Below are 23,119 nucleotides of genomic sequence, written 5' to 3'. Positions count from 1 at the left end.
TTTTTTTAAAAGTTTTGGTATACAAAATATCAAGTGCCAATAGGTTACATGAATTTCGAGGAGGAGTTTACACATGCCAGAATTATTATCGAAAGATGAATTTCGCAAAGAACTAGAGGAAGCCATTAAAGGAAACCATAGCCAGAAAGCTCCATTCACTGTAGCTTGGGCTGAAGGAAAACTGGAAAGAAAGCATTTTGCCAGATGGGCAGAAAACCATTACCACTATGTTGGACCTTTTGCTGACTACTTAGCGTACATCTATCACAACACTCCAACCGATCCGAAATTTGAAGCAGCAAAAGATTTCACACTTCAAAATATGTATGAAGAAGAAATTGCGGCCGACCGTCATACAGACTTACTGATTCGTTTTGCTGAAGCATGTGGAACAACCCGCGAACGAGTGATTGATCCAGAAAACATGGCTCCAACAACTTTAGGCCTGCAAAGCTGGTGCTATGCAGTGGCAGCCCGTGAAAACTTTGTTGTAGCAACGGCTGCTCTAGTTGTCGGCCTCGAGTCCCAGGTTCCGGACATTTATCGAAAGCAGACTCCAGCTCTCCGTGCACAATACGGATTCACAGATGAAGAAATCGAATTCTTCGATCTGCACATTGTATCTGACGAAATCCATGGAGAACGCGGCTACAAGATTGTTTTGGACCATGCTGATACTCCTGAATTACAGCAGCGCTGCCTTGAAGTAGTCCGCACAGGTGCGAAAATGCGCCGCATGTACATGGATGGCCTATGGAGAGAATATCTTGAACAAGATCTTGGATCTTTAGTAGAAGCAAAATAATAAGTATTATCCAGGCCGTCACACTAAATCTTGTCCATCGAGGTCTATGTGGCGGCCATTTCTATACTAGGAGAAGTTGGCGCAGGAAAGGGAGAAACTAACAGAGAGTAAGGTGATAAGTTTGATTACGACAAAGGTAGAAACATTCAATAACTATATTAATGGTGAGTGGCAGGAATCTGCGAGCCAAAAGAAGTTTTATAGTGTGAACCCTGCAAATACGGAAGATGTCGTCGGCGTTTTTCAGGCATCCAATGAAACCGATGTAAAAGAGGCAATTGAAGCCGCCAGTAAAGCATACCCTGGCTGGGAAAAGACAGCTCCATCCAAGCGTGCAGCCATTTTGAACAAAGCAGCAGCAATACTCGAAGTAAATGCGGCCACATATGCTGAAGAACTGACAAGGGAAGAAGGAAAGCATGTCAATGATGCGAAAAATGAAGTGCTGCGCTCTGCACAAACACTTCGCTATTATGCGGTCGAGGGACAAAGCTTCACAGGTGAAACCTTCCCGAATGATGATCCAAATATGAGAGTTTCGACGGAAAGAGAACCGCTTGGAGTGGTAAGTGTGATCACGCCATGGAACTTTCCCATCTCCATTGCTGCGAGAAAAATTGCTCCGGCATTAATTACTGGAAACACAGTGGTTTTCAAACCTTCTTCAGATACCCCTCTGATTGCCGTTCGGCTTGTTGAAGCGCTGCACGAGGCCGGTATACCAAAAGGTGTTTTAAACTTTGTTACTGGGAAGGCATCTGATGTAGGTGATTTATTAGTCACGCATCCTGCTGTCAAGGCTGTCACCTTCACTGGCTCAACAGCTGCAGGAGAGGACATCCACAGCAAATGCTCTTTCACTACCAGAACTCAAATGGAACTTGGCGGAAAAAATCCGCTTTTAGTTATGGAAGATGCTGACATTGATCTTGCGGCCACATTAACAGTTAATGGCGGGTTTTCTTTGACCGGGCAGGCATGCACAGGAACAAGCAGAGTGATTGTGATGAAGGAAGTAAAAGAAGCATTTGTGGAGAAATTAATTGAAAAAACAAGCGCACTTAGAATTGGCAGCGGTTTTGAAGAAGGAGTTAAGATCGGTCCGCTGGCAAATGAAAAGCAGCTGAAAAATGTCCTAAAGTATATTGAGTTTGGGAAAGAAGACGGTGCGAATCTAGTATTTGGCGGTGAGCGTCTCACATCAGGTGAATATGAAAATGGATATTTTGTGCAGCCTGCCATTTTTACTAATGTTAAACCAGATCACCGGATTGCCAAGGAAGAAATCTTTGGCCCTGTCATTGCCGTGATCGAGGCAGATACATATGAAGAAGCCATTGCGATTGCCAATGACGTGGACTATGGGCTGTCTGCTTCCATTGTGACAAATAATTTAAAAACAGCCAGCCAATTTACTAAAGACATTCAGGCAGGCACGGTAAAAGTGAACCGGACTACAACCGGCAACTTAATCAATGCACCGTTTGGCGGATTAAAGCAGTCCAGCACGGCTACGTTCCGGGAGTCAGGAAGAGTCGGCCTGGAATTTTTCACTCAAGTAAAAACCGTTTATATTGGTTATTAAATCAGAAGGAGAATGAAGATGAAAACTGCTATAAAGCTTGAATTGGAAGAAGCTAAATTGATGATTGAAGCAGCAAAAGAAAAATCAGCGGAAATCAATGTGTTTGAAACCATTGCAATTGTCGATGACGGCGGAAGTGTGATTGCACTCGAACGCATGAATGGAGCAAGAATCACCGGGCCTGAAATTGCGATTGCAAAGGCTTACACAGCTGCCGGCCATAAACGCTCCACCCATCTATTCAATAAAGAACCGAACGGGCCTGCTCTTCCAGGCAATGAGGCATTTGGCATCCAGCATATGCTAAATGGCAAATTTGCTGTGTTTGTGGGAGGGTTTCCAATTGTGGTTAATGGTGAAGTCGTTGGCGGAATCGGCATCAGCGGAGGAAATGGCGAGCAGGATACGGCTGTTGGGACGGCTGCATTAAAAGCCCTTCAATCTTATTTGGAAAAAGACGGCTATGAAGTCGTAACCGAAGCAGATATTAAAAAATAATAGAAAGGGACCTCATTCGTTGTTAATAGATAGCGAAATGAGGTCCTTCTTCAGTCAAAAACACCTAAATAAGGGGAGGATCGCATGAAGCCTTATCTTGAATTGACGATTGGATTTGCACGCACCGGTGTGACAGGGTATGGAGGAGGTCCTTCGACAATACCGCTGATAGAATTTGAAGCAGTTAAGAAATATAAATGGATGACGGAGGAGGAATTCGGGGAGATTCTGGCATTAGCCAATACGCTGCCAGGACCAATTGCAACGAAAATGGCTGCCTATATCGGCTACAAAGTAAAAGGCAGCATGGGTGCCGCTGTAGCTATCCTTACACATATCCTACCTTCTATTATTGCCATGCTAGCTTTGCTTGGCGTTTTATACTCTTTTCGCCAGTCCCCAATTGTAAGCGGAATGGTGCAGGGAGTGACACCTGTCATCGGTTTTATGCTGGCAGAGATGGCCTACCGTTTTTACCAGAAAGGAAGCCAGGGCTTAGGGCTGCCGAAAAACCTTATGCTGGCTGGTGTATCACTGGTATTTGTTCAGTTTATGGAATGGCATCCCGGTATTTTAATTGCGATAGTCTTAAGCACAGCATTTTATATTGCCCATCGGAAGGAGCAGGCGAATAAAAAGGCAACTGAAGAGTACTTGCCAGTAAGGGAGAAAAGTTCATGATATATTGGGAGATCTTTTGGGCATTTTTTGTAGCGAATCTACTAGGATACGGAGGGGGTCCCGCAACGATTCCCCTCATTCAAATTGAAGTAGTGAACAACAATGGCTGGATGAAGCTATCTGAATTTGGGGATGTTCTCGCCATTGCCAATGCGCTGCCGGGTCCCATAGCAACGAAAATGGCCGGATTCATCGGCTATGAATTAGGCGGGGTTTTAGGGGCGGCAGTTGCTTTGGCAGCTACCATCCTGCCATCAGCGCTGGCAGTCATCGTCCTGTTTAAGTTTGTTAATTTATTCAAAGATTCCCCTAAAGTGAAGCTAATGACCAAATCCGTGCAGCCTATCATTGCTGTCCTCCTGGCTGTCATGGCCTACCAGTTCTTTTTGACAGCCTTTGAAAACAGCGGAATGCTGCATCTTATACTTCTTGCAGCAGTTAGCTATTTAACATTAATCAAATTCAAGGTTCATCCTTCGCTTGTTATATTTGGAGCTTTATTTTATGGAGGGATCTTTTTATCTTAATAAAAATAGGCGGTGATAAAATGGATAGAACATGGGAGGAAAATAACTTAATATCCATACGCGAACATGCGTATTTGTATCTGAAAAAACTCATTTTAGAAGGAGAATACCAGGCTGGAGACAGACTGGTAGAAAGGGAGCTCGCAGCCAGGCTCAACATAAGCCGCACTCCGATTCGGGAGGCTCTGTTCAGGCTGGAATCTCAAGGTTTCGTGAAAACAGTTCCCAGAAAAGGGGTCGTCATCTCCAATATCTCAGAGGATGAAGTATTGGAGGTATTTACGATTCTCTCTTCTCTCGAAGTGCTGGCTGTAAAACTGGCAGCACAAAGAATGGATACAGGCACACAAAAAGAACTGGATCTCAAAATTAAGGAACTAATGGAGCTAAGTGAACAGGATGAAGAAAACTTCAATTTCGAACATATTCAAATGAACAGGCTGATTAATAAAGCATCCAAAAGTCCAAAACTATATGAAATCCTATCAGGCTTGATCGATTTTATTCATATGGCGGCCAATATGGGATATGAAACACCAGGACGAAGGAAGGTCTCATTAAAAGAACATATCGATATAATGAAGGCACTGCGCGATAAAGATGCCGAAATAGCTGAATACCTGATGAGGATTCATATTGAAAATTCGAAGAAAGCTTACATGGCGTATATGAACAGCATTAAAAAAAGGGACCTGCTAAAATTTCAACAGCAAAATGTTTATGAATGACTGTAAAAGAAAATAATGAAAGTTCCTTCGGACAGGAGAGGAAGAAATCAGTCCGAACTGGCCTTAGAGGGAGAAGAAACCAGTGGGAATATGTGCCAAGAATATCGACTATAGAATGCACAAGGGTCACAGGGCAAGGCGCTGCTGCAGTTAAGGGATTCTAAGATAAAATATTTAAAAGTTTAGTATTGTCTGAATATCATTTATATGGTATATTGTATACCAAGAACCAAGAAACGAACTCACAGGGAGGAATTCAATCATGCCAAACATCCATTTTGTCAACAGCAACAAAACTCTGGAAGTGCCTGAGGATTCTAATATATTAAGAATGTCGCTCCGCTATGATGGAGATCTGCCAAATCGCTGCGGCGGTGGAATTTGCGGCACTTGTGTTTTTAAAACCGAAGAAGGAGCAGAATACCTGGACAACGTAAAAATCCAGGAAAGAAGGAAGCTGGGAGAAGATTGGCTGGAGAAAGGGTATCGTTTAGGCTGCCAGACATTTGTTACAGACGGGGATATCACCATTTCATGGGACGATGAAGTTACGGATCAGGTAAAAAAGAGAAAGCCGGATAAATTAAAGCAAACCGTTACAACAGGAAAATGAGATTACGAATACTGCATTCTGTAATGGATGAAACCAACAGCATTTGCCCATTACAGAATGTAATAGTATATAAAATCCCAATAAAATAGAAGAAGGTGACATTATGTGGGTTTGCAGCACACATTTAAAAGAAGCCATGCAAATATTAAAAACTCCTCATATTCGAAAAGCTCCATATGAAATCAAATGCTCACTTTGTGAAAATCATGCTTTCGCCAAAGTCTATTATACTCACCGCTCATTTAAATTCACTAAACAACTATATTCTTCATTAAAACAAAGTGTTTCCCAGGAGGCATAGCGATGAAAGGGATAAAAAAGGGGATTGAAGAAAGACTGGAAGAGCTGAATATCCAGCTCCCAGTATTGGCTGATATCCGAATGCCTTTCGAACCGGGTGTTATCTCAGGCAATACAGTCTTTTTATCCGGACAAACACCAAGGGTAAATGGTGCACAAAAATATGCAGGTATTGTCGGGGAAGATATCTCTATCGAGGAAGCAAAGGATGCAGCAAGAATTTGTACGCTGAATTTGCTGGCAGCCCTTAAAGAGATCATTGGAGATTTAAATAAAGTAAAAAGAATCATCAAAATGGATGGATACGTTGCCTCAACAAGCAGCTTTAAAAATCATCCTATAGTCATTAACGCTGCATCAGATTTGCTTCATGACATTTTCGGCAAGGAAAATGGACATGCCCGTAAAGCTGTGGGGCTTGCCTCCCTTCCAGGCGGAGCCCCTGTAGAAATTGAAATGATCGTTGAAATAGAATAACTTTCAAACAAGGGCTGCTCAGGTATTGAGCAGTTTTTCTATTTATGCTCCATAAATAAAATGCCGTATGCTTTCAAAAAGGATAAAGGAGGGTGAAAGCCCAAATAAAATAATGTAAGGGTTTTCATGTTATCCATCTTTAAATCTGCTATATTTAAATAAATATATTAGATAACCTGAGAATAGGTGATTCATATGGAGAGCTTTCTTTCTTCTTTAAGAAAATTCAATACACTGCGGAACCAGATTTTAGCAGTGTTTTTAAGCGTCATGCTTTTTGTCCTGGCATTTGTTTCACTCGTTGTTTACGACCAATTAGGCGGCTTTTTCAGGCAAAATGCAGAACGCCAGATTCAGCAAACCGCTGCAGAAGCCAACGGAAGAATGGAAACACTTTATAAACAAATTGATACTCTGACTAATCAGCTCATGACCAATAGTACTGTTCAGCAAATGCTGCTAAAGATGCTTGAAGGGGAAAACATGAATTATGGAAAATTGGAATCCCTGATAAAAATCATCAATAATACATATGCATACTCAGATGGAATATCTTCAATTGAACTGTATAATACAGAAGGCAAAAGGATTTTTCCATTCGATGGGAAAAATATTTTTAAAGTTGTCGATTCAAAGTGGGTAAAAGCCGCTGACAAGGAAAAGGGTAAGCTTGTTTGGACAGGGAAGGATCATGGGAACAGCAGCTATTCTGCTGCCATACGGAGAGTCAGTCTGATGGATCGCTGGTTCACGAATGGCGGTTATCTTGTCGTCCGTATTTCCAACAGTTATTTTCAGGTTCAGGGCAATAATCAAGAAAACGGACAAAATGATTATATGATGCTTCTCGATCGCGACTTAACGCCCATTACTTATGATTACGGAATTGACATAAAAAGCATTATCCAGCAAGAGGAAAAATCGATTATGATCCATGGTCAGGAATATATGGCTGTTACCGAAAAGTCAGCTCTGACAGGCTGGACTTTTGTCATCCTGAAGCCGATGAGTTTTCTGCTGCAGGGCGTTTCGAAAGTTCGTGCTGTAATAGTTTTAGCTGTTTCCCTTGGTTTCTTTTTATTTGTCATTTCGTCCATAGTGCTCTCTACCATGATCACCAGACCGATTAAGAAACTGACTAATACGATGAAAAATGCCAAAATGGATGAATTAAAACTGAATCCTGAGAGTAATTCCTCACTTGAATTTATTGAATTAAATAACACCTACAATAAAATGGTTGAAAGGACCAACCACTTAATCCAAGTTGTATATGAAAAAGAATTGCTCCGGTCACGAACTGAACTGAAGGCCCTGCAGGCCCAAATTGATCCGCATTTTCTTTACAACACTCTAAATGCACTGTACTGGTCCCTGGAGGAGAAAGAGGAAGAGGAATTGGCTGAGATTGTCATTTCAATGTCTGAACTTTTCCGATATACAATCGGGAATCGAAGCTCCTCTGAATGGGTTACCATACATGATGAACTTGATCATATTGAACGGTATATGGGCCTAATGAAAATGCGGCTTGGCGAAAGACTGTTATGGAAAATTGCTGCACCACCCAAGCTCCTTGGTGTGAAAATACCAAAACTGATTATACAGCCATTAGTTGAAAATGCTATACAGCATGGAATTGAAAATAAGAGAATACAAGGAACTGTTCTTATCCAATTAGAAGAATCAGCCGGTGGGGACTCGATCAAAATCACGGTGCAGGATAACGGGCCAGGTATTGATCATAAGGAGCTCCATCAGTTAAACGAGGAGATAAAAAAAGAGAATGTTTCTTCATTTAAAGGGATTGGGATGGCGCTGACAAACGTTAACAAAAGGCTCAGCCTTTATTATGATGCCTATTCCCTTGGCGGTCTTCATCTGGAAAGTGAGTTGGGTTCAGGCACTAAAGTTGTGTTCGTAATACCTGCGGGGGAGGGAATTAAAGGTGAATACAAAGATAATCTTAATAGTGGATGATGAAGAAACCACAAGACAGGGGCTGAAAAAGACACTGGAAGGATGGTCAGCAGGGAGATTTGAGATTCTAAGCGCAGCTGATGGACATGAAGCTTTAGAGTTATTCAAGAGAACCAGAGTGAACCTGCTTATTACAGATATATGCATGCCAGAAATGACTGGATTGGCACTGCTGAAAAACATTAGAAACCAAGGATACAAGCCGGCTGTCATGATTGTTTCAGGCTATCCTGATTTTGAATATGCCCAGGAAGCCATCCGGCTCGGTGTTCTCAACTATCTGGTCAAACCACTGCGGAAGGAAAGTCTTATAAAGGCTATTGAAGAGGCCCTTGATACGGAAGAACATATGATCAGGGCAGATTATTTGGAGAAAGTTGCAGATCAGGGCCTGTTAGAGCTGGAAGCAAAAAAAGAGTATGTAAATTCATCTGTCAAACAAGCTATTGCTTATGTGAACAAAAACATTCCGGAACAGATTTCTCTCAAGGAAGTCGCTGATGCAGTGCATCTGAATGCCAGTTATTTTAGTGCGATGTTTAAAGAGCGGACCAGCATTACATTTAGTGAATATTTGACAAGAAAAAGGCTGCAATTGGCGAAAAAGCTGCTCATAACCACGGATTTGCCAATAGATGAAGTGGCCCGGCAGGCCGGTTATCAAACAGCCAAGTACTTTATTAAGCTTTTTAAAGACTCGGAAGGTGTGACCCCAAGCAAATACCGGAAGCTGACCGAACTTGATGAAACTCCAATCTAAAAATAGTGGAATTTTTCCCAATCGCGGTTACCTTACCGCGATTTTTTAGTGGTGTTATCATTAGAATTGTTAGAATAATTAAGAAATAGGGGGTTTGGAAATGCCTAAGAAAGCGCATTCATTTTTACTTATTGCAGTGATGATCCTGGCAGCAGCGCTAGCAGGATGCAGCGGAAATACGGATACGGCCAGTGGTGAAAACGGTTCTAAAAAAACCATTAAATTCATGCATTTATGGCCGGCAGGAAGTTCCAAGCAGCAAAATCAGATTGTTACAGATATTATTGAACAATATGAAGCCGAGCATGAAGATGTGAAAATTGAAGTCGAAGTTCTGGAAAATGAACAGTACAAAAATAAAATCAAGGTTCTTTCATCTTCTAATGAATTGCCGGATGTAGGGTTTACCTGGGCAGCGGGATATATGACTCCATTTGTGAAGGGCAGTCTATTTGCCGAGCTGGATGATGTATTAAATGATGGTTTGAAGGAGTCTTTTGTCAGCGGGACTACGGAAGCCTACGCTCTCGATGGAAAAAGCTATGGTCTGCCTCTTGAGCTGAACATTGCACCTATTTACTACAATAAAGAAATTTTTGAGAAATATAATCTTGATGTACCACAAACTTACAGCGAGTTTGAAAATGCTGTTAAGACATTGACAGACAACGGTGTTGCTCCGATTGCACTTGGAAATAAAGACCGCTGGACAGGATCCTTGTGGTACATGTACCTGGCAGACCGAATTGGCGGGGCTGAAGTTCTTAATAAAGCCATTGACCGCTCCGGTTCGTTCGAAGATCCGGCACTGGTATCAGCTGCTGAAGAAATTCAAAACCTTGTTAAAGAGAACGCATTTAATAAAGGCTATAATGGACTTTCAAATGATGAAGGAAAGGCTGAGTTCCTGAACGGAAATGCGGCAATGTATCTTATGGGAACCTGGGAGCTCCCTAATTTTACGACGAATGAAGAAATCCCGCAGGATTTTAGGGATAGCGTTGGGTTCTTTAAATTCCCGACCGTTGACGGCGGCAAAGGAAATATCGACAGCTGGGTGGGCGGTCCGGGAGTAGGGTTATTCGTTGCTGAGAATTCAAAGGTTAAAGATGAATCAAAAGAATTTGTAAAGTTTTTTGTTGAAAAGTGGGGAGAGCAATCTGTAGAAAAAGCGGGTGTAATTCCTGCCACGAAGGTTGATACCGGTAAAGTGGATCTTCCAGACTTGTATATTGATGTCTTAAACGAGTTAAATAAAGCCAGCAGCTTAACCTTATTTGCTGATGTCCAAATGAGTGCTTCGGTTGCAGAAACACATTTAAACCTTATACAATCACTGTTCGGCAATGAAGTAAAACCAGCTGATTATGCCAAACAGCATGAAGAGGCTCTTAAGGCTGAGGAAGGGAATTAACAGCATTCCCGGAAAAGGATATATCTGCTGGCGGGGTATATCCTTTCCAATTCTAACAGGAAGGAGCTGAAATGAAATGAATAAAGTGCTTTCCAATAAAAAAGTCCTTGCACTGTACATCACACCTGCCCTTTTCCTCGTCCTTGCGCTGATCTATATACCGATTGTGCAGACAGGCTACTATGGTTTAATGAAATGGAATGGCATTGGAGAAATGGATTTCATCGGCTTAAAGAATTACAAGGTACTGATGAAAGATGCACTCTTTTGGAGAAGTGCATTGCATTCCTTTTTGCTGGCCCTGTTTTCAGCAATAAGTCTAATCGGTTACTTGTTCATTTCCATTATCCTCGCCGGTAAAATCAAAGGTGCAGATTTATTAAGGAAGATATACCTGATCCCCATGCTGCTGGCATCAGTCGCAATTGCACAGCTTTGGATGAAAATATACCACCCTTCAAATGGCATGCTGAACACAGTGTTAATGGCTAGCGGCATTGAAGATCCGCCTGCATGGCTTGCGGATGCCAATCTCGCACTTTATGCCATCATTATACCAATTATATGGCAATACGCAGGTTTTTACATTCTCATTTATTATGCAGCATTAAAAAATATTCCCGAATCACTTGTTGAAGCAGCTAGAATTGATGGGGCTTCTCCATGGCAGATTGCCCTAAAAATAAAGCTTCCTTTGATAATGAATGTAATTAAAGTAACAATTGTTCTTGCAGTCGTAGGCTCGCTGAAATACTTTGACCTGATTTATGTCATGACCGGGGGCGGTCCGAATGGAGCGAGCGAAGTAATGGCGTCGTATATGTATCAAAAAGCATTTAAAGGTTTTGACTTTGGATATGCAAGTGCCATCGGATTTTTTCTGCTGGTCATTTGTCTTGTTGTTACCTACATCATCCGCAGATTTACAGCTGCTAATGAAGATATCTATTAATGGAAGGGAGGAAAATGTATGGAAACAGTAAAACCTGATGGCACTCCACGCATAGGAAATGGACTGGACACAAAGCTTGTCTCAAAACCGATCATGAACCGTATAGCATATGGCATCATGTATGTGTTCCTGGTTCTGGTCGCCGTGTTTCAGATTTTCCCGATTATCTGGTTATTTCTTTTTTCCTTGAAAAACAGCCAGGAAGTCTTCAATATGTCTCCATTCTCATTGCCTGCAAACCCTAAATGGGAAAATTACGCAAAGGTTTGGACGGAAGGAAACATTAGCCTCTATTTTATAAATAGTGTAACGTACACCCTTGCAGCCGTCATTCTGACTGTTGTTTTAGCCAGCATGGTTACTTTTGCCATTACGCGAATGCATTGGAAAGGCAGCAGGCTGGTGCTGGGACTGTTTATGGTAGGTTTAATGATACCGGTCCATTCAACATTGATCCCTTTATTCAGCACTTTTACCAATATCAATCTGATTGATAATCCGTTATCCATTATTCTAACTTACACAGCTTTTAACCTTCCAATCACTATTATGATTTTGCTGGGCTTCTATGAAGCTTTGCCACGGGAGGTTGAGGAAGCAGCAGTCATGGATGGCGCATCCATACATCATATTTTCTTTAAAATAACACTGCCTATGACGATGCCGGTAATGGCAACTGCTGCGATTATTAATATGATCTACAACTGGAATGAATTTGTATTTGTGAATACATTTATCAGTTCGGATAGCTTTAAAACACTCACCGTTGGGATCCAGAATTTCATTGGCCAGTATACTACGGATTGGGGGGCTATCGGTGCCACACTGGTCATCAGCATCCTGCCAATATTAATCGCCTTTCTGATATTAAGCAATCGCATCATTGAGGGGATAGCATCCGGTTCGGTTAAAGGCTAATGATTCAAAGCAGAGGAGGTGACAAACATGCAAAATACGCTGGGCAAGCTATTTACAATATGTGAATGGATCATGAAGCTTGCTTATGTTAACTTGCTCTGGTTTTTATTTACGGTGGCGGGGCTAATCGTATTTGGCTTCATGCCGGCAACCGTATCCCTCTTCACTATCGTCCGCAAGTGGCAGATGAAACATACAGAAGTGCCTCTTTGGGATACTTTCCTATCAATCTATAAAAAGGAATTCTTTAAATCTAATTTGCTTGGTTTCATACTTGTCATCTGCGCGGGGTTCATTCTTTTGGATTTACATTTTGTTAATGGCCTAGAAGGGGTTCTGCAGCTGCTATTTTTCGTACCGCTGCTGATTATATCTGCTCTCTATTTCATTACTCTGATGTATCTTTTTCCGGTTTATGTACATTACGATTTAAGAGTAACTGAATATCTAAAAAATTCATGTCTGCTTGGGATCCTGAACCTGCATCTTACCCTAATTTTAGCAGGCTCTGCCGGATCCATCATTATTATGCTGTTGTACAGTCCTGCATTTATTCCCTTCTTTAGCGCTGTTTCCATTACATGGATTCTGATGTGCGGGGGAATGTACAGTTTTAGGAAAATTGAAGCGAGGGAAAAGCACCGGCAGCGAGAACCGTTCAGGCATTCGGGCTTAAGCAGACATATTTAAGAAAATGAAAGGTGTGGTCAAATGGCACTCATACGCAATCCGATTTTAACAGGATTTAATCCTGATCCGAGCATTTGCCGGGTGGGAGAAGATTATTATATTGCTGTTTCCACTTTTGAGTGGTTTCCCGGTGTTGGAATCTATCATTCTAAGGATCTGAAAAATTGGCGTCTGGCTGCAAGGCCATTAAACCGGATAAGCCAGCTTAATATGACAGGAAATCCGGATTCAGGCGGGGTTTGGGCACCTGCTTTATCCTATCATGATGGCCAGTTCTGGCTTATTTATACGGATGTAAAAGTGGTGGATGGCCAGTGGAAGGATTGCCATAATTATCTTTCAGTATGTGAAAACGTTGAAGGGGAATGGTCTGATCCTGTGTATTTAAATAGTTCAGGATTTGACCCTTCTATGTTTCATGATGAGGACGGAAAAAAATATTTGGTCAATATGGTGTGGGATCACCGTGCCGGCCATCACAATTTTTACGGAATTGCTTTGCAGGAATATGATGTACAGAAGCAAAAGCTGACAGGGAAAGCGGAGGTCATTTTCAAGGGGACCGATATCAAACTGACAGAAGCTCCGCATTTGTATAAAATCAATGGTTATTATTATTTGCTGACTGCTGAAGGCGGGACTAAATATGATCATCAGGCCACTATTGCGAGATCAAAGAATATTAGGGGGCCATATGAAGTACACCCTGAAAATCCGCTCATTTCATCTTTTGGGTCACCGAGGAACCCACTGCAGAAGGCCGGACACGCCTCAATGGTACAAACCCATACAGATGAATGGTTTCTTGTCCATCTAACAGGACGCCCCTTAACAAGAGAGGGACATCCCTTACTTGACCCGCGCGGTTATTGTCCTCTTGGAAGGGAGACTGCCATACAAAGGCTGGAATGGAAGGATGACTGGCCTTATGTGACTTGCGGGAACGAGCCTTCCCTTGAAATAGAAGGGCCAAAGATTAAGGAAGCAAAGTGGGGAAGAGATTTTCCGGAAAAAGACGATTTTGATAGTGAAACCCTAAACCTGCATTTCCAGAATTTAAGGATTCCGCTTGGGGACCATATTGTATCATTGAAGGAAAACCCAGGCCATATTCGATTATATGGGAAAGAAAGCTTAACATCTAAATTTACACAGGCCTTCATAGCTAGGAGATGGCAGCATTTTTCCTTTACTGCTGAAACAAAGGTGGCGTTTGAACCCAAAACCTTCCAGCAATCTGCCGGACTCGTCAATTATTATAATACTGAAAACTGGACGTCATGCCAGGTCAGTTGGAATGAAGATAAAGGACGAATCCTTGAATTGGTGTCATGCGATAATCTTACATTCTCACAGCCGTTAAAAGGGAATGAAATTGAAATTCCGGCAGACGTGAAATATGTTTACCTTCGTGTAAATGTCCATAACCATGAGTATAATTATTCTTATTCATTCGATGGTGAGAACTGGATAGAACTTGCAGTTCCTTTCCAATCCCATAAATTATCGGATGATTACATAAAGGGCGGCGGGTTTTTTACAGGTGCATTCGTCGGCATGCAATGTCAGGACACTTCCGGCCAAAATCAATTTGCCGATTTTGATTACTTTGTTTATAAAGGCGAATCTTAATGATAAAATGGGCTGCTCAGGTATTGAGCAGTTTTTTTCTATATAATAGAGAAAAAGGATTCTCTTCACTTTTAACGAATTAATGTACAAAAGATCGCAGGGAGGATTTTATGCAAACTTTAGTAAAACTTAGGCACAGGTTTTGGTATCAAACTCCTGTTTCAGAAACTGACCGTCCTATTTTAGGGGCAGTGGTCGGGGATCGAATGACTTTGATGATTGATTCAGGCAATTCAAAAGCTCATGCCCAATTATTTTTAAGCGAACTGGAGAAACAGGGTATACCTTCACCAAGGATGGTGGTGCTGACTCATTGGCACTGGGATCATATTTTCGGCCTGTCTGCACTTGATATTCCATCTATTGCTTCCAGACTCACCAAAGCTGAAATAGAAAAACTAATCCCTTTTCTATGGACAGATGATGCATTGGATGAGCGTGTGGAAAGTGGAGTCGAAATAGAATTTTGCGCGAGCGCCATTAAGAAAGAGTATGGTAATGATCGAAGAATTAAGATTAAACTTCCAGATATCACGTTCGAGAAAAAACTAGAAATAGATCTTGGCGGTGTGACTTGCCAACTGCAGCAAGTCGGCGGTGACCATTCTCCAGATTCGGTGGTGGTATATATAAAAGAAGAAAAAATATTATTTCTGGGTGATGCGATTTACGCGAATCTTTACGCAAGTAAATGGAATTACACGGCAAGCCGCGTGCTTCAGCTAATGGATGCATTGGATCAGTTTGATGCAGATACATATATCTTGTCCCACGGGACGGCCATCTCAAAGGCAGAGTACCAGGAGGAAGCGGCCATGCTCAGGATGGCAGCACGTCTAACAGAAGAATTCGAAGGACAGATGGAAGAAATGAAGAATGCCTATAAATCCTATGTCAATCGTGAACTGAATGACAATGAGCAAGAAACGATGCAGTACTTTGTAAATGGCTATGAACTGCAAAAAACTTCTGCAGTTTAATTTGAAAGTAAAAAATCCTTTTTAAGGGAGGCTGCCATGAATAGATATTCTGTTAATCTTTCAACCGTTTTTACAGAGGTTCCTTTTTTGGAGCGGTTCAAAAAAGCCCGTGAAGCTGGTTTTGTTTATGTGGAGTGCCAGTTTCCATATACATATACAATAGAAGAAATCAAAAAAGAGCTTAAGCAAAACCAGTTATCGATGGACTTAATTAACCTGCCGCCAGGTCAATGGGAAAAAGGGGACCGTGGCCTGGCAGCAGACCCAGAGCGCATAGAAGAATTTAAAAGATCAGTTGAAAAGGGGATCCGTTATGCTAATGGCCTTGGAGTTAAAATGATACATTGTATGGCGGGGATACACCCAGATAATAATCTGGAAGTTTTTATAGAAAATCTCCTTTTTGCGGGCACTGCAATGTCTAAGCATGAGATAACCCTATTAATTGAGCCTATCAATCCATTCGATATGCCTGGCTATTTCTTAAATGATATCCAGCAGGCAGCAGACATAATCCGTCGTGTCGCTTTGCCGAATGTGAGGCTTCAATTCGACTTTTACCATATCGAAAAAATTCATGGCCATTCTCTTTCCATGTATCAAAAATACGCTGAGCTGGTTTCGCATGTGCAAATTGCTGACCATCCGGGCAGACAGGAGCCAGGGACAGGTGAAATGAATTATACCGATATTCTTCAATATTTGAGTAAACACTATCGAGGTTTAATTGGTCTTGAATATAATCCGCAAGGCAGAAGTGAAGAGAGTTTTGCTTGGCTGAAAGGGGTGATATCATGAAGGTTGGATTTATTGGTACAGGAGTAATGGGATCGAGGATGGCCAAGCGCCTCCTGGGCAATGGTTTTCACCTCATGGTTCATAATCGGACAATTGAAAAAGCACAGCCCCTTATTGAGCTGGGTGCCTTTTATTCGGAAACGATCAGCAGCCTGGTCAGCCAATGTCAAGTCGTGTGTACATGTCTTTCTATGCCGGACGATGTGCTGAACGTCTATACAGGTAAAGAGGGGATCATACATACTGCCCGGCCCGGAACGATATGCATTGACTTTACATCGGTAGGGGCCGACACGAGTAAAACAATCTTTGAGATGACAGATGCAAAAAAGATCAGTTATCTTGACTGTCCGGTTAGCGGCGGTCCTGAAGGAGCAGAAAGCGGGACATTAACAATCATGGCAGGCGGCGAGGAAGTGGCATTTCATAAAGTTAAGCAGGTACTGGAGGTGCTCGGTGACACCATAGAATATCTGGGACCTTCGGGCTCAGGCAGCATTGCCAAACTGATTAATCAGTATCTTGTTGCTGTTCACTCTCTGGCTGCATCAGAGGCTATGGTAGCCGGATCTGCTTATGGTCTGGATTCCGAACAGCTCTTGAAAGTGCTGAAGACAAGCTATGGTGACAGCAGAATTCTGCGCAGGCATATGGAACAATACGTATTCAATCGCCACTTCACACCAGGAGGGGCAGTGAAATATGTCCATAAAGATGTCCGGCTTGCCAACCAGCTTTTACAGGAGGCCGGCCTAAACCAGTTTACCGGGCAACTGGCTGAAAAAGCATTCCAGACAGCCGCTGAGCAAGGTCATAGCGAACAGGATATGTCGGCAGTAATAAAACCTCTGGAGGAAGACGCAGGCATTATTGTGAAGAGGAAAAAGTAATCAGCGGAGACAGGAATGCTCGGTTATTAGCATTCATTTGGTATGTATAGCAGAAAGCCAGTATAAAAAAACTGACCAATATATTTAAAATGCTGGGATAAACCAAAATACAGGCAGATAAAATCCAACGAGAAAAACCGAACTTTTCCGATAACCTTCTTCCGGACTTCTTAAAGGACCTATTCCTATTAAAATATCAGTATTTTCTGCTATAATAATAACCTGAAATATTAATAGAGAAACCGGGAGAGCAGCAATGAAACGTAAAAAAAGCAAAAAGCGTACAAAACGCAGATCGAATGTAGCATTCCTGTTATTTTTTTTGGTTCTGATTTTTGTCCTATTTGACCAATTCAAGCAGCTTAATATTAAGGAAACAGCTGTTTCCTTACTGCCTAATACTGTGTCAAGGGACGTTCAGAATTATACCCCGATCCTTCAGAAGGAATTGAAGGAAGTTAACCTTGAAGAATATACTCTCGTATTGGCCGCGATCATGCAGCAGGAAAGCAAAGGAAAGGGCGGTGATCCGATGCAGGCTTCGGAATCAGCAGGATTGCCCCCGAATTCCATTCAGGATCCGGAACAAAGCATTAAGCAGGGTGTTAAACACTTTCAGAAAGCATTAAATTATGGCAGTCAAAAAAATGTAGACTTCCCTGCCGTTATCCAGGCCTACAATATGGGAATCGGATATATTGACTTTGTTGCTGATCAGGGTGGAAAACACAGTGAAGAAATCGCAAAAGAATTCTCACTCAAACAGGCCGAACAAAATCCGGAAATTTATAATTGCGGAGGCGACAAGAATAATTTCCGCTATCCATACTGTTATGGGGATTTCACTTATACAACAAAGGTAACAAAAAATATTGAGATTCTTACAGCAAGTAACACAGGAAAATCCGGAGAATTTAAATCAGTATGGTAAAACAAAACATAAAAATATTATGGTAAACTAAAACCGCACTCAGCCAAGAAGTGCGGTTAGTTTTTTCAGCGTCTGCTTTTGCCCATCTATATCCACTAACTCGAGGCATTAACCTTTCAATTCGAAAATGAAAACTTCATAATATCCGATTTGAAAAATATTTTTTCATCTGCAATGGTAATGGGTTTTATTACATATATATAACGCACCATATTTCTTTGGCTTAGTCACAAATAGTTTATTTTTCCCCCAATGGACCTCAGCATATAATTCTTGCGCTCGGTACTCTCCTGTCTGCATTCTCGCGGGAACAGGCTCGCTTGAGGATGCTAACCTTTGTGGCATTCACACCTTTTCTTTTTAAATGATGCAGGATAGATCCTCACAGATTTTGTCTGCTGGTGTGATATTCATAGTACTCAAGATGACTATGGTCAGATCCTCTTTAAAGTTCTTCAAAAGTTCATTTGTAAATCCATTAATATCCCCAGAGTGTCTCGCTATCCTTTGTTCGCCGTTAATAAAACAGCCATACCCATAGCCTCCAGGAGGTCTATGCATTTGTTTGGCAGTACACCATTCCGCAAAGCTTCTGTCCATTTATTAAATCCTCTGCAGTTCTGTACATTCATATGCTCCCTGAGGAATGCTCATTTCGGCATACTTTAGGTGAATGACCTGTTCCCAGACCGAATGCTCGGAAGGAAGTCCTTTACAATCCAACGGCCTTTATCAATTCCTGCATTTTTTTATTGAAAAGGTTTAAAAATATTCTCCAGGAGGAATTATACATAGGGTAAATCTGAAACGTTTTCCATTAAAGCAGTTAGAAGTAAAAATTCTTAATTGCTGTATTGCATGTCCTAACCAGGCTGGAGGGCAGACGCATAAATTTTTCCCAGTATTCAGGAGAAAAGTAAAAATCGGCTGCGTCTGATGAATGGCTAAATAAGTGATGAAAGGTCATACCCTTTTCAGAAGGAAAGTCTTTAATATAAATATCGAACAAATTCAACTTCGTTTGCTGGTGAAGCAGAAGAACAGCTGCTGCCGTAAAAGACTTTGTAAAAGAGCCAATGCGGAATTTGTAATAGGATTGTTTTTAGTGGCATATTGATAGCTTGATAGTCCATATCCTTCAATCAGAATGACTTTTCACTTATGGGCGGCAAGGTCACATCCATTAAAATAATTGCCTGCAGCTAGAATGTCCATATACTTGTTAATTTGGTGTTTTTGGTCCATGTGAATTTCCGCCTTTATGTATAATTCGTCTACATTCTTCATATATATTGGCTGTTGTCTGATTTTTCTTCTTCCTTGAAAATTAAAGATTTATAAGTTTTTACATAAAAAGTGAAACCAAATTGCTTTTCATTCGTCTATATATACGTGCAGCATTTATTAATGGGCAACACCCAGCTTAGGCTGTGTACTGGGCACTTACTCTGTTTAATAGTCATTAAAGAGCATTTTATCTGGACATGCTTGACATTTTATTAAATGCGAGTATAGTTATATTCTTGTGCAGTGCTTTTTTGCATGTTCATAGATTATTAATATTTATCACGCAAACTAATAATTATTGGGCTGATTGCCAACATAAGATTTTTAAATTACTAGCGAAGTATGTTAGAATAATGTGCTAGAAGGCAGGTGTATGAATTTGAATACTTTACTTCATAAAAGTCAGGATATATTAAATAAATATATTGGCTTTTTCTTTTTAGCAGTATTTCTGCTCTGGATGAAAACGTATATTACTCAAATGACACAATTTAACTTAGGCATTGAAAGTGCCTTGCAGCAGTTCCTTTTATTCATTAACCCGCTGGGGTCTTCATTGCTTTTTTTAGGATTTGCATTCTTTTTTAAAGGCAAAAGAAAATATATCGCCTTGATGGTAATGTATTTCTTGCTTTCCTTCCTGCTGTTTGCGAACGCAGTGTACTATCGTTTCTTTAATGATTTTATTACATTGCCGACTTTGACGCAGACACAGAACTTTGGTGACGTCAGCGGAAGCATCAGTTCATTATTACAGCCGACTGATATCCTTTTCTTCCTTGATTTCATCGTGCTTGCCGGCTTGCTTGTATTTAAAGTCGTAAAAGTGGAAACAAAGGACTTGACGCGCCGCAGATCAGCAGCATTAATTTATGCTTCTCTGGCCATTTCCTTTGCAAACCTGGGATTGGCTGAAACAGACCGCCCTGAACTTTTGACAAGAGGTTTTGACCGTAATTACATTGTTAAGTATTTAGGCATGTACAATTATACGATTTATGATGCAGTACAAAGCACGAAGGCATCCGCGCAAAGAGTTATGGCGGATAGCAGTGATACAACCGAAGTTATTAACTTTACAAAATCGAATTATGCTGAACCGAACCCGAAGTACTTCGGAAAAGCGGAAGGGATGAATGTGATCTACCTTCACCTGGAATCCATTCAGACATTCTTAATGAACTATGAACTGCACGGTGAAGAAGTAACACCATTCTTGAACTCACTGATTGAAGAAGAAAATACAACGTATTTTGATAACTTCTTCCATCAGACTGCACAAGGGAAAACAGCAGATGCTGAGTTTATCCTTGAAAACTCCCTATATGGATTGCCGCAGGGTTCTGCCTTTACAACAAAGGGTATGAATACGTACAATGCAGCACCAGCAATTCTTAAGGATAAAGGATATACTTCTGCAGTTTTCCACGGCAACTCCGGAAGTTTCTGGAACCGTAACGAAATTTACAAATCCTTTGGCTATGACAACTTTTTCGATGCAGGATACTATGATTTAAAACCAGAAAATATGGCTGACTATGGTCTAATGGATAAGCCGTTCTTTGAACAATCCATGCCGTACCTTAAGTCGCTTAAACAGCCGTTCTACTCTAAATTCATTACTGTGTCCCATCACTATCCTTATCATATGGATCAGGAACTGGCGACAATTGAGCCTCATACTACCGGGGACAAATCAGTCGATAATTACTTCCAGACAGCCCGTTATGCTGATGAAGCACTTAAACAGTTCTTTGAGCAGCTTAAAGCTTCCGGCCTTTATGAGAACTCAGTGATTGTCATGTATGGTGACCATTATGGTATTTCCAAGAACCATAATAAAGCAATGGAACAAGTGCTTGGCAAGGAAATTTCAGCGTTCGATAGTGCCGGTCTGCAGCGTGTGCCTCTATTCATCCGCGTACCTGGCATGGAAGGCGGAGTAAACCATGAATTTGGCGGTCAGATTGATCTGATGCCAACATTGATGCATTTGCTTGGAATTGATACTAAACAGTATCTGCAATTCGGTACAGACTTATTATCAGAACAGCATGATGATCTTGTTCCTTTCCGTAACGGAGATTTCATGAGTCCAACCATCTCATCTGTTGACGGAAAGTTTTATGACTCTACAACTGGTGAACTGCTGGATGAAAGCCGTTTTGAAGAGGCGAAAAAACTTCAGGAAAGTGCCGAGCAGAAATTGGCGCTATCTGATAAAGTCGTGAACGGAGATCTTCTCCGCTTCTACACACCTGAAAACTTCGAACCGGTTGATCGTTCAAAGTACGATTATAAAGCAGAAAGTAATGGGGTTAACAAGAAGAACGAAGTAACTGATGAATCGGCTGAAGAAGAACCAGCTGATAAATAATTCAAAAACTGCCTGCGGGAGATCCTGCAGGCAGTTTTTTTGTTGCAGGATAAAGCGAAATATAATCCCTCTATACGAATATAAATAAGTCACATCCCAAACTCAATATTTTTATAAAGCAGGTATAATCAAATAAACAAAAATAAGTGTGTTTACATTTGATTCAGTGTGGAATACCATTATGCATTAGTTAAATCTGGTTCAAGCCCTATTATTATGTGATAAATAACCATTCAACCTTTATAATTAAAAATAAAAAGATACATAACTAGGGGGAGTAAGATGAAAAAGCTTGCGGGCAAAAGGATTGCACTTTTAGGTTCCCGGAAAATAGAAGAAATCGGCAAATTGGTGGAGAATCAGGGAGGAATTGCCCTCAGCAGGCCAGCCCAGGGGACAACACTGCTCAAAGACGGTAAACTTCATGATCACGTAAGACTGATAATAAAGGAAAGCTTTGAATGGATTATTTTTACTACCGGAATCGGAGTCGAAACCATATATCAAACTGCTCTTGATATGAATGAGGGTGACTCCCTTATCAACAGCCTGCAAAAAGCAAATATTGCAGCAAGGGGATATAAAACCGTTAATTCTTTGAAAAAACTTGATATCACACCTTCAGTGCGGGATGATGACGGAAGTACTGCAGGCTTAATCCGGGAGCTCTCAGCTCATTCCCTAACAGGCCGGAAAGTAGCCCTGCAGCTTCACGGGGATCCGGCACCACGCCTTAAACAGTGGCTGGAAGAAAACCATGCGGACTTTGAAGAAATTCTGCCATATACCCATATTCCTCCTGAGGAAAAAGTAATGAATCAACTGCTGTCCGAACTCCTTGACGGAAAGCTTGATTCAGTATTTTTCACCAGCACACCTCAAGTAAGGAATTTATTCACCTTCGCCCGGAAAAAGAAGGCAGATGCGCAATTAAAAAGTTGTTTATCAGAACAGGTTGTGGCTTTATCGGTTGGAAAAGTAACTGCACAAGCTTTACATGAAGAAGGAATTGCAAGAGTCATTTTTCCGGAAGTCGAGAGGATCGGGAGTGCGGTTATTGAATTAGCCCATTTTTATAATAATGAAAAAGGCATTTAATGACTAATTTATAAAAACAAATAAGCTGGTAAAGCGCAGAATATTTTCTTAAAAGGGGCTCTTTAGGCTCCTTTTTATTAATTTCATGGATATACTAATTTCAAAATAGTCATAAAAAGTATTGAAAAGGCTTACACAAGATGATAATATTGCAACGTAAACGTTTTCGTAACTAAAATAATACAGCAATTTTAAGCA

The 23,119-nt window shown here is 41.2% G+C and carries 23 protein-coding genes; 21 read left to right on the top strand and 2 right to left on the bottom strand.

Features of this window, described 5'->3' with window-relative positions; all coding sequences use genetic code 11:
• Positions 1–73 precede the first annotated feature (73 nt).
• The 19 genes from DFO72_RS07780 (at position 74) to DFO72_RS07690 (ending at position 18,159) form a co-directional block, all read left to right on the top strand.
• The gene (locus DFO72_RS07780) at positions 74–805 is read left to right on the top strand and encodes a TenA family transcriptional regulator (RefSeq protein WP_053436120.1); all 732 of its coding nucleotides are present in this window, start codon (positions 74–76) and stop codon (positions 803–805) included.
• A gap of 112 nt (positions 806–917) precedes the next feature.
• A complete protein-coding gene (locus DFO72_RS07775) occupies positions 918–2,390 on the top strand; it encodes an aldehyde dehydrogenase family protein (protein ID WP_113884098.1) in 1,473 nt (490 codons plus the stop codon).
• Positions 2,391–2,408: 18 nt separating this feature from the next.
• Positions 2,409–2,888: a GlcG/HbpS family heme-binding protein gene (locus DFO72_RS07770; protein WP_113883995.1), complete on the top strand. Its 480-nt coding sequence runs from the start codon at positions 2,409–2,411 to the stop codon at positions 2,886–2,888.
• A gap of 84 nt (positions 2,889–2,972) precedes the next feature.
• A complete protein-coding gene (locus DFO72_RS07765; protein ID WP_113883994.1) occupies positions 2,973–3,569 on the top strand; it encodes a chromate transporter in 597 nt (198 codons plus the stop codon).
• Positions 3,566–4,096 carry a chromate transporter gene (locus tag DFO72_RS07760; RefSeq protein ID WP_113883993.1) on the top strand — a complete coding sequence of 177 codons (531 nt, stop codon included), beginning with the start codon at positions 3,566–3,568 and terminating at the stop codon, positions 4,094–4,096. Before DFO72_RS07765 ends, DFO72_RS07760 begins: the two co-directional genes overlap by 4 nt.
• Positions 4,097–4,116: 20 nt before the next feature.
• Positions 4,117–4,824, top strand: a complete 708-nt coding sequence (locus tag DFO72_RS07755; RefSeq protein WP_113883992.1) for a GntR family transcriptional regulator — start codon at positions 4,117–4,119, stop codon at positions 4,822–4,824.
• 262 nt (positions 4,825–5,086) lie between these two features.
• On the top strand, positions 5,087–5,437 hold the full coding sequence (locus DFO72_RS07750; protein WP_113883991.1) for a 2Fe-2S iron-sulfur cluster-binding protein: 351 nt from the start codon (positions 5,087–5,089) through the stop codon (positions 5,435–5,437).
• A gap of 303 nt (positions 5,438–5,740) precedes the next feature.
• Positions 5,741–6,214, top strand: a complete 474-nt coding sequence (locus DFO72_RS07745) for a RidA family protein (protein WP_113883990.1) — start codon at positions 5,741–5,743, stop codon at positions 6,212–6,214.
• A gap of 195 nt (positions 6,215–6,409) precedes the next feature.
• A complete protein-coding gene (locus DFO72_RS07740; protein WP_113883989.1) occupies positions 6,410–8,194 on the top strand; it encodes a sensor histidine kinase in 1,785 nt (594 codons plus the stop codon).
• A complete protein-coding gene (locus DFO72_RS07735) occupies positions 8,163–8,954 on the top strand; it encodes a response regulator transcription factor (RefSeq protein WP_113883988.1) in 792 nt (263 codons plus the stop codon). The genes DFO72_RS07740 and DFO72_RS07735 overlap by 32 nt, the downstream gene beginning before the upstream one ends.
• Positions 8,955–9,054: 100 nt before the next feature.
• A complete protein-coding gene (locus DFO72_RS07730) occupies positions 9,055–10,368 on the top strand; it encodes an extracellular solute-binding protein (RefSeq protein ID WP_113883987.1) in 1,314 nt (437 codons plus the stop codon).
• Positions 10,369–10,444: 76 nt separating this feature from the next.
• Positions 10,445–11,320 carry a carbohydrate ABC transporter permease gene (locus DFO72_RS07725; protein ID WP_113883986.1) on the top strand — a complete coding sequence of 292 codons (876 nt, stop codon included), beginning with the start codon at positions 10,445–10,447 and terminating at the stop codon, positions 11,318–11,320.
• Between the two features lie 18 nt (positions 11,321–11,338).
• Entirely contained in the window at positions 11,339–12,238 is a 900-nt protein-coding gene (locus DFO72_RS07720; protein ID WP_113883985.1) for a carbohydrate ABC transporter permease, read from the top strand.
• A 27-nt stretch (positions 12,239–12,265) separates the two neighbouring features.
• Positions 12,266–12,928, top strand: a complete 663-nt coding sequence (locus tag DFO72_RS07715; RefSeq protein ID WP_113883984.1) for a YesL family protein — start codon at positions 12,266–12,268, stop codon at positions 12,926–12,928.
• 21 nt (positions 12,929–12,949) lie between these two features.
• Positions 12,950–14,560 (top strand): glycoside hydrolase family 43 protein, encoded by a 1,611-nt coding sequence (locus DFO72_RS07710; protein WP_113883983.1) that lies wholly within the window; start codon positions 12,950–12,952, stop codon positions 14,558–14,560.
• Between the two features lie 110 nt (positions 14,561–14,670).
• Positions 14,671–15,540, top strand: a complete 870-nt coding sequence (locus tag DFO72_RS07705) for an MBL fold metallo-hydrolase (protein WP_113883982.1) — start codon at positions 14,671–14,673, stop codon at positions 15,538–15,540.
• A 36-nt stretch (positions 15,541–15,576) separates the two neighbouring features.
• Positions 15,577–16,338 (top strand): hydroxypyruvate isomerase family protein, encoded by a 762-nt coding sequence (locus tag DFO72_RS07700; protein WP_113883981.1) that lies wholly within the window; start codon positions 15,577–15,579, stop codon positions 16,336–16,338.
• Positions 16,335–17,228: an NAD(P)-dependent oxidoreductase gene (locus DFO72_RS07695; protein ID WP_113883980.1), complete on the top strand. Its 894-nt coding sequence runs from the start codon at positions 16,335–16,337 to the stop codon at positions 17,226–17,228. The genes DFO72_RS07700 and DFO72_RS07695 overlap by 4 nt, the downstream gene beginning before the upstream one ends.
• 256 nt (positions 17,229–17,484) lie before the next feature.
• On the top strand, positions 17,485–18,159 hold the full coding sequence (locus DFO72_RS07690; RefSeq protein WP_113883978.1) for a lysozyme family protein: 675 nt from the start codon (positions 17,485–17,487) through the stop codon (positions 18,157–18,159).
• 360 nt (positions 18,160–18,519) lie between these two features.
• Here the strand turns inward: DFO72_RS07690 and DFO72_RS07680 are convergent, their stop codons facing one another.
• A complete protein-coding gene (locus DFO72_RS07680; protein WP_113883977.1) occupies positions 18,520–18,759 on the bottom strand; it encodes a hypothetical protein in 240 nt (79 codons plus the stop codon).
• Between the two features lie 226 nt (positions 18,760–18,985).
• Positions 18,986–19,237 carry a serine hydrolase gene (locus tag DFO72_RS30650; RefSeq protein WP_113883976.1) on the bottom strand — a complete coding sequence of 84 codons (252 nt, stop codon included), beginning with the start codon at positions 19,235–19,237 and terminating at the stop codon, positions 18,986–18,988.
• Positions 19,238–19,819: 582 nt separating this feature from the next.
• On the opposite strand from DFO72_RS30650, the gene DFO72_RS07670 reads away from it, so the two are divergent.
• Positions 19,820–21,823 (top strand): LTA synthase family protein, encoded by a 2,004-nt coding sequence (locus tag DFO72_RS07670; RefSeq protein ID WP_113883975.1) that lies wholly within the window; start codon positions 19,820–19,822, stop codon positions 21,821–21,823.
• Between the two features lie 282 nt (positions 21,824–22,105).
• On the top strand, positions 22,106–22,921 hold the full coding sequence (locus DFO72_RS07665) for a uroporphyrinogen-III synthase (RefSeq protein ID WP_113883974.1): 816 nt from the start codon (positions 22,106–22,108) through the stop codon (positions 22,919–22,921).
• The last annotated feature ends 198 nt before the right edge of the window (positions 22,922–23,119 follow it).

The sequence above is a fragment of the Cytobacillus oceanisediminis genome (genome assembly GCF_004366035.1).
Classification (GTDB): domain Bacteria; phylum Bacillota; class Bacilli; order Bacillales; family Cytobacillaceae; genus Cytobacillus; species Cytobacillus oceanisediminis_C.
This window is presented reverse-complemented; position numbering and strand designations above follow the sequence as displayed.

Excerpts from the sequence above, each read along its gene's own strand:
- DFO72_RS07780 (WP_053436120.1), top strand. The coding sequence starts at position 74 with ATGCCAGAATTATTATCGAAAGATGAATTTCGCAAAGAACTAGAGGAA.
- DFO72_RS07770 (WP_113883995.1), top strand. The coding sequence starts at position 2,409 with ATGAAAACTGCTATAAAGCTTGAATTGGAAGAAGCTAAATTGATGATT.
- DFO72_RS07765 (WP_113883994.1), top strand. The coding sequence starts at position 2,973 with ATGAAGCCTTATCTTGAATTGACGATTGGATTTGCACGCACCGGTGTG.
- DFO72_RS07760 (WP_113883993.1), top strand. The coding sequence starts at position 3,566 with ATGATATATTGGGAGATCTTTTGGGCATTTTTTGTAGCGAATCTACTA.
- DFO72_RS07755 (WP_113883992.1), top strand. The coding sequence starts at position 4,117 with ATGGATAGAACATGGGAGGAAAATAACTTAATATCCATACGCGAACAT.
- DFO72_RS07750 (WP_113883991.1), top strand. The coding sequence starts at position 5,087 with ATGCCAAACATCCATTTTGTCAACAGCAACAAAACTCTGGAAGTGCCT.
- DFO72_RS07745 (WP_113883990.1), top strand. The coding sequence starts at position 5,741 with ATGAAAGGGATAAAAAAGGGGATTGAAGAAAGACTGGAAGAGCTGAAT.
- DFO72_RS07740 (WP_113883989.1), top strand. The coding sequence starts at position 6,410 with ATGGAGAGCTTTCTTTCTTCTTTAAGAAAATTCAATACACTGCGGAAC.
- DFO72_RS07730 (WP_113883987.1), top strand. The coding sequence starts at position 9,055 with ATGCCTAAGAAAGCGCATTCATTTTTACTTATTGCAGTGATGATCCTG.
- DFO72_RS07725 (WP_113883986.1), top strand. The coding sequence starts at position 10,445 with ATGAATAAAGTGCTTTCCAATAAAAAAGTCCTTGCACTGTACATCACA.
- DFO72_RS07720 (WP_113883985.1), top strand. The coding sequence starts at position 11,339 with ATGGAAACAGTAAAACCTGATGGCACTCCACGCATAGGAAATGGACTG.
- DFO72_RS07715 (WP_113883984.1), top strand. The coding sequence starts at position 12,266 with ATGCAAAATACGCTGGGCAAGCTATTTACAATATGTGAATGGATCATG.
- DFO72_RS07710 (WP_113883983.1), top strand. The coding sequence starts at position 12,950 with ATGGCACTCATACGCAATCCGATTTTAACAGGATTTAATCCTGATCCG.
- DFO72_RS07705 (WP_113883982.1), top strand. The coding sequence starts at position 14,671 with ATGCAAACTTTAGTAAAACTTAGGCACAGGTTTTGGTATCAAACTCCT.
- DFO72_RS07700 (WP_113883981.1), top strand. The coding sequence starts at position 15,577 with ATGAATAGATATTCTGTTAATCTTTCAACCGTTTTTACAGAGGTTCCT.
- DFO72_RS07695 (WP_113883980.1), top strand. The coding sequence starts at position 16,335 with ATGAAGGTTGGATTTATTGGTACAGGAGTAATGGGATCGAGGATGGCC.
- DFO72_RS07690 (WP_113883978.1), top strand. The coding sequence starts at position 17,485 with ATGAAACGTAAAAAAAGCAAAAAGCGTACAAAACGCAGATCGAATGTA.
- DFO72_RS07680 (WP_113883977.1), bottom strand. The coding sequence starts at position 18,759 with ATGGACAGAAGCTTTGCGGAATGGTGTACTGCCAAACAAATGCATAGA.
- DFO72_RS07670 (WP_113883975.1), top strand. The coding sequence starts at position 19,820 with ATGAATTTGAATACTTTACTTCATAAAAGTCAGGATATATTAAATAAA.
- DFO72_RS07665 (WP_113883974.1), top strand. The coding sequence starts at position 22,106 with ATGAAAAAGCTTGCGGGCAAAAGGATTGCACTTTTAGGTTCCCGGAAA.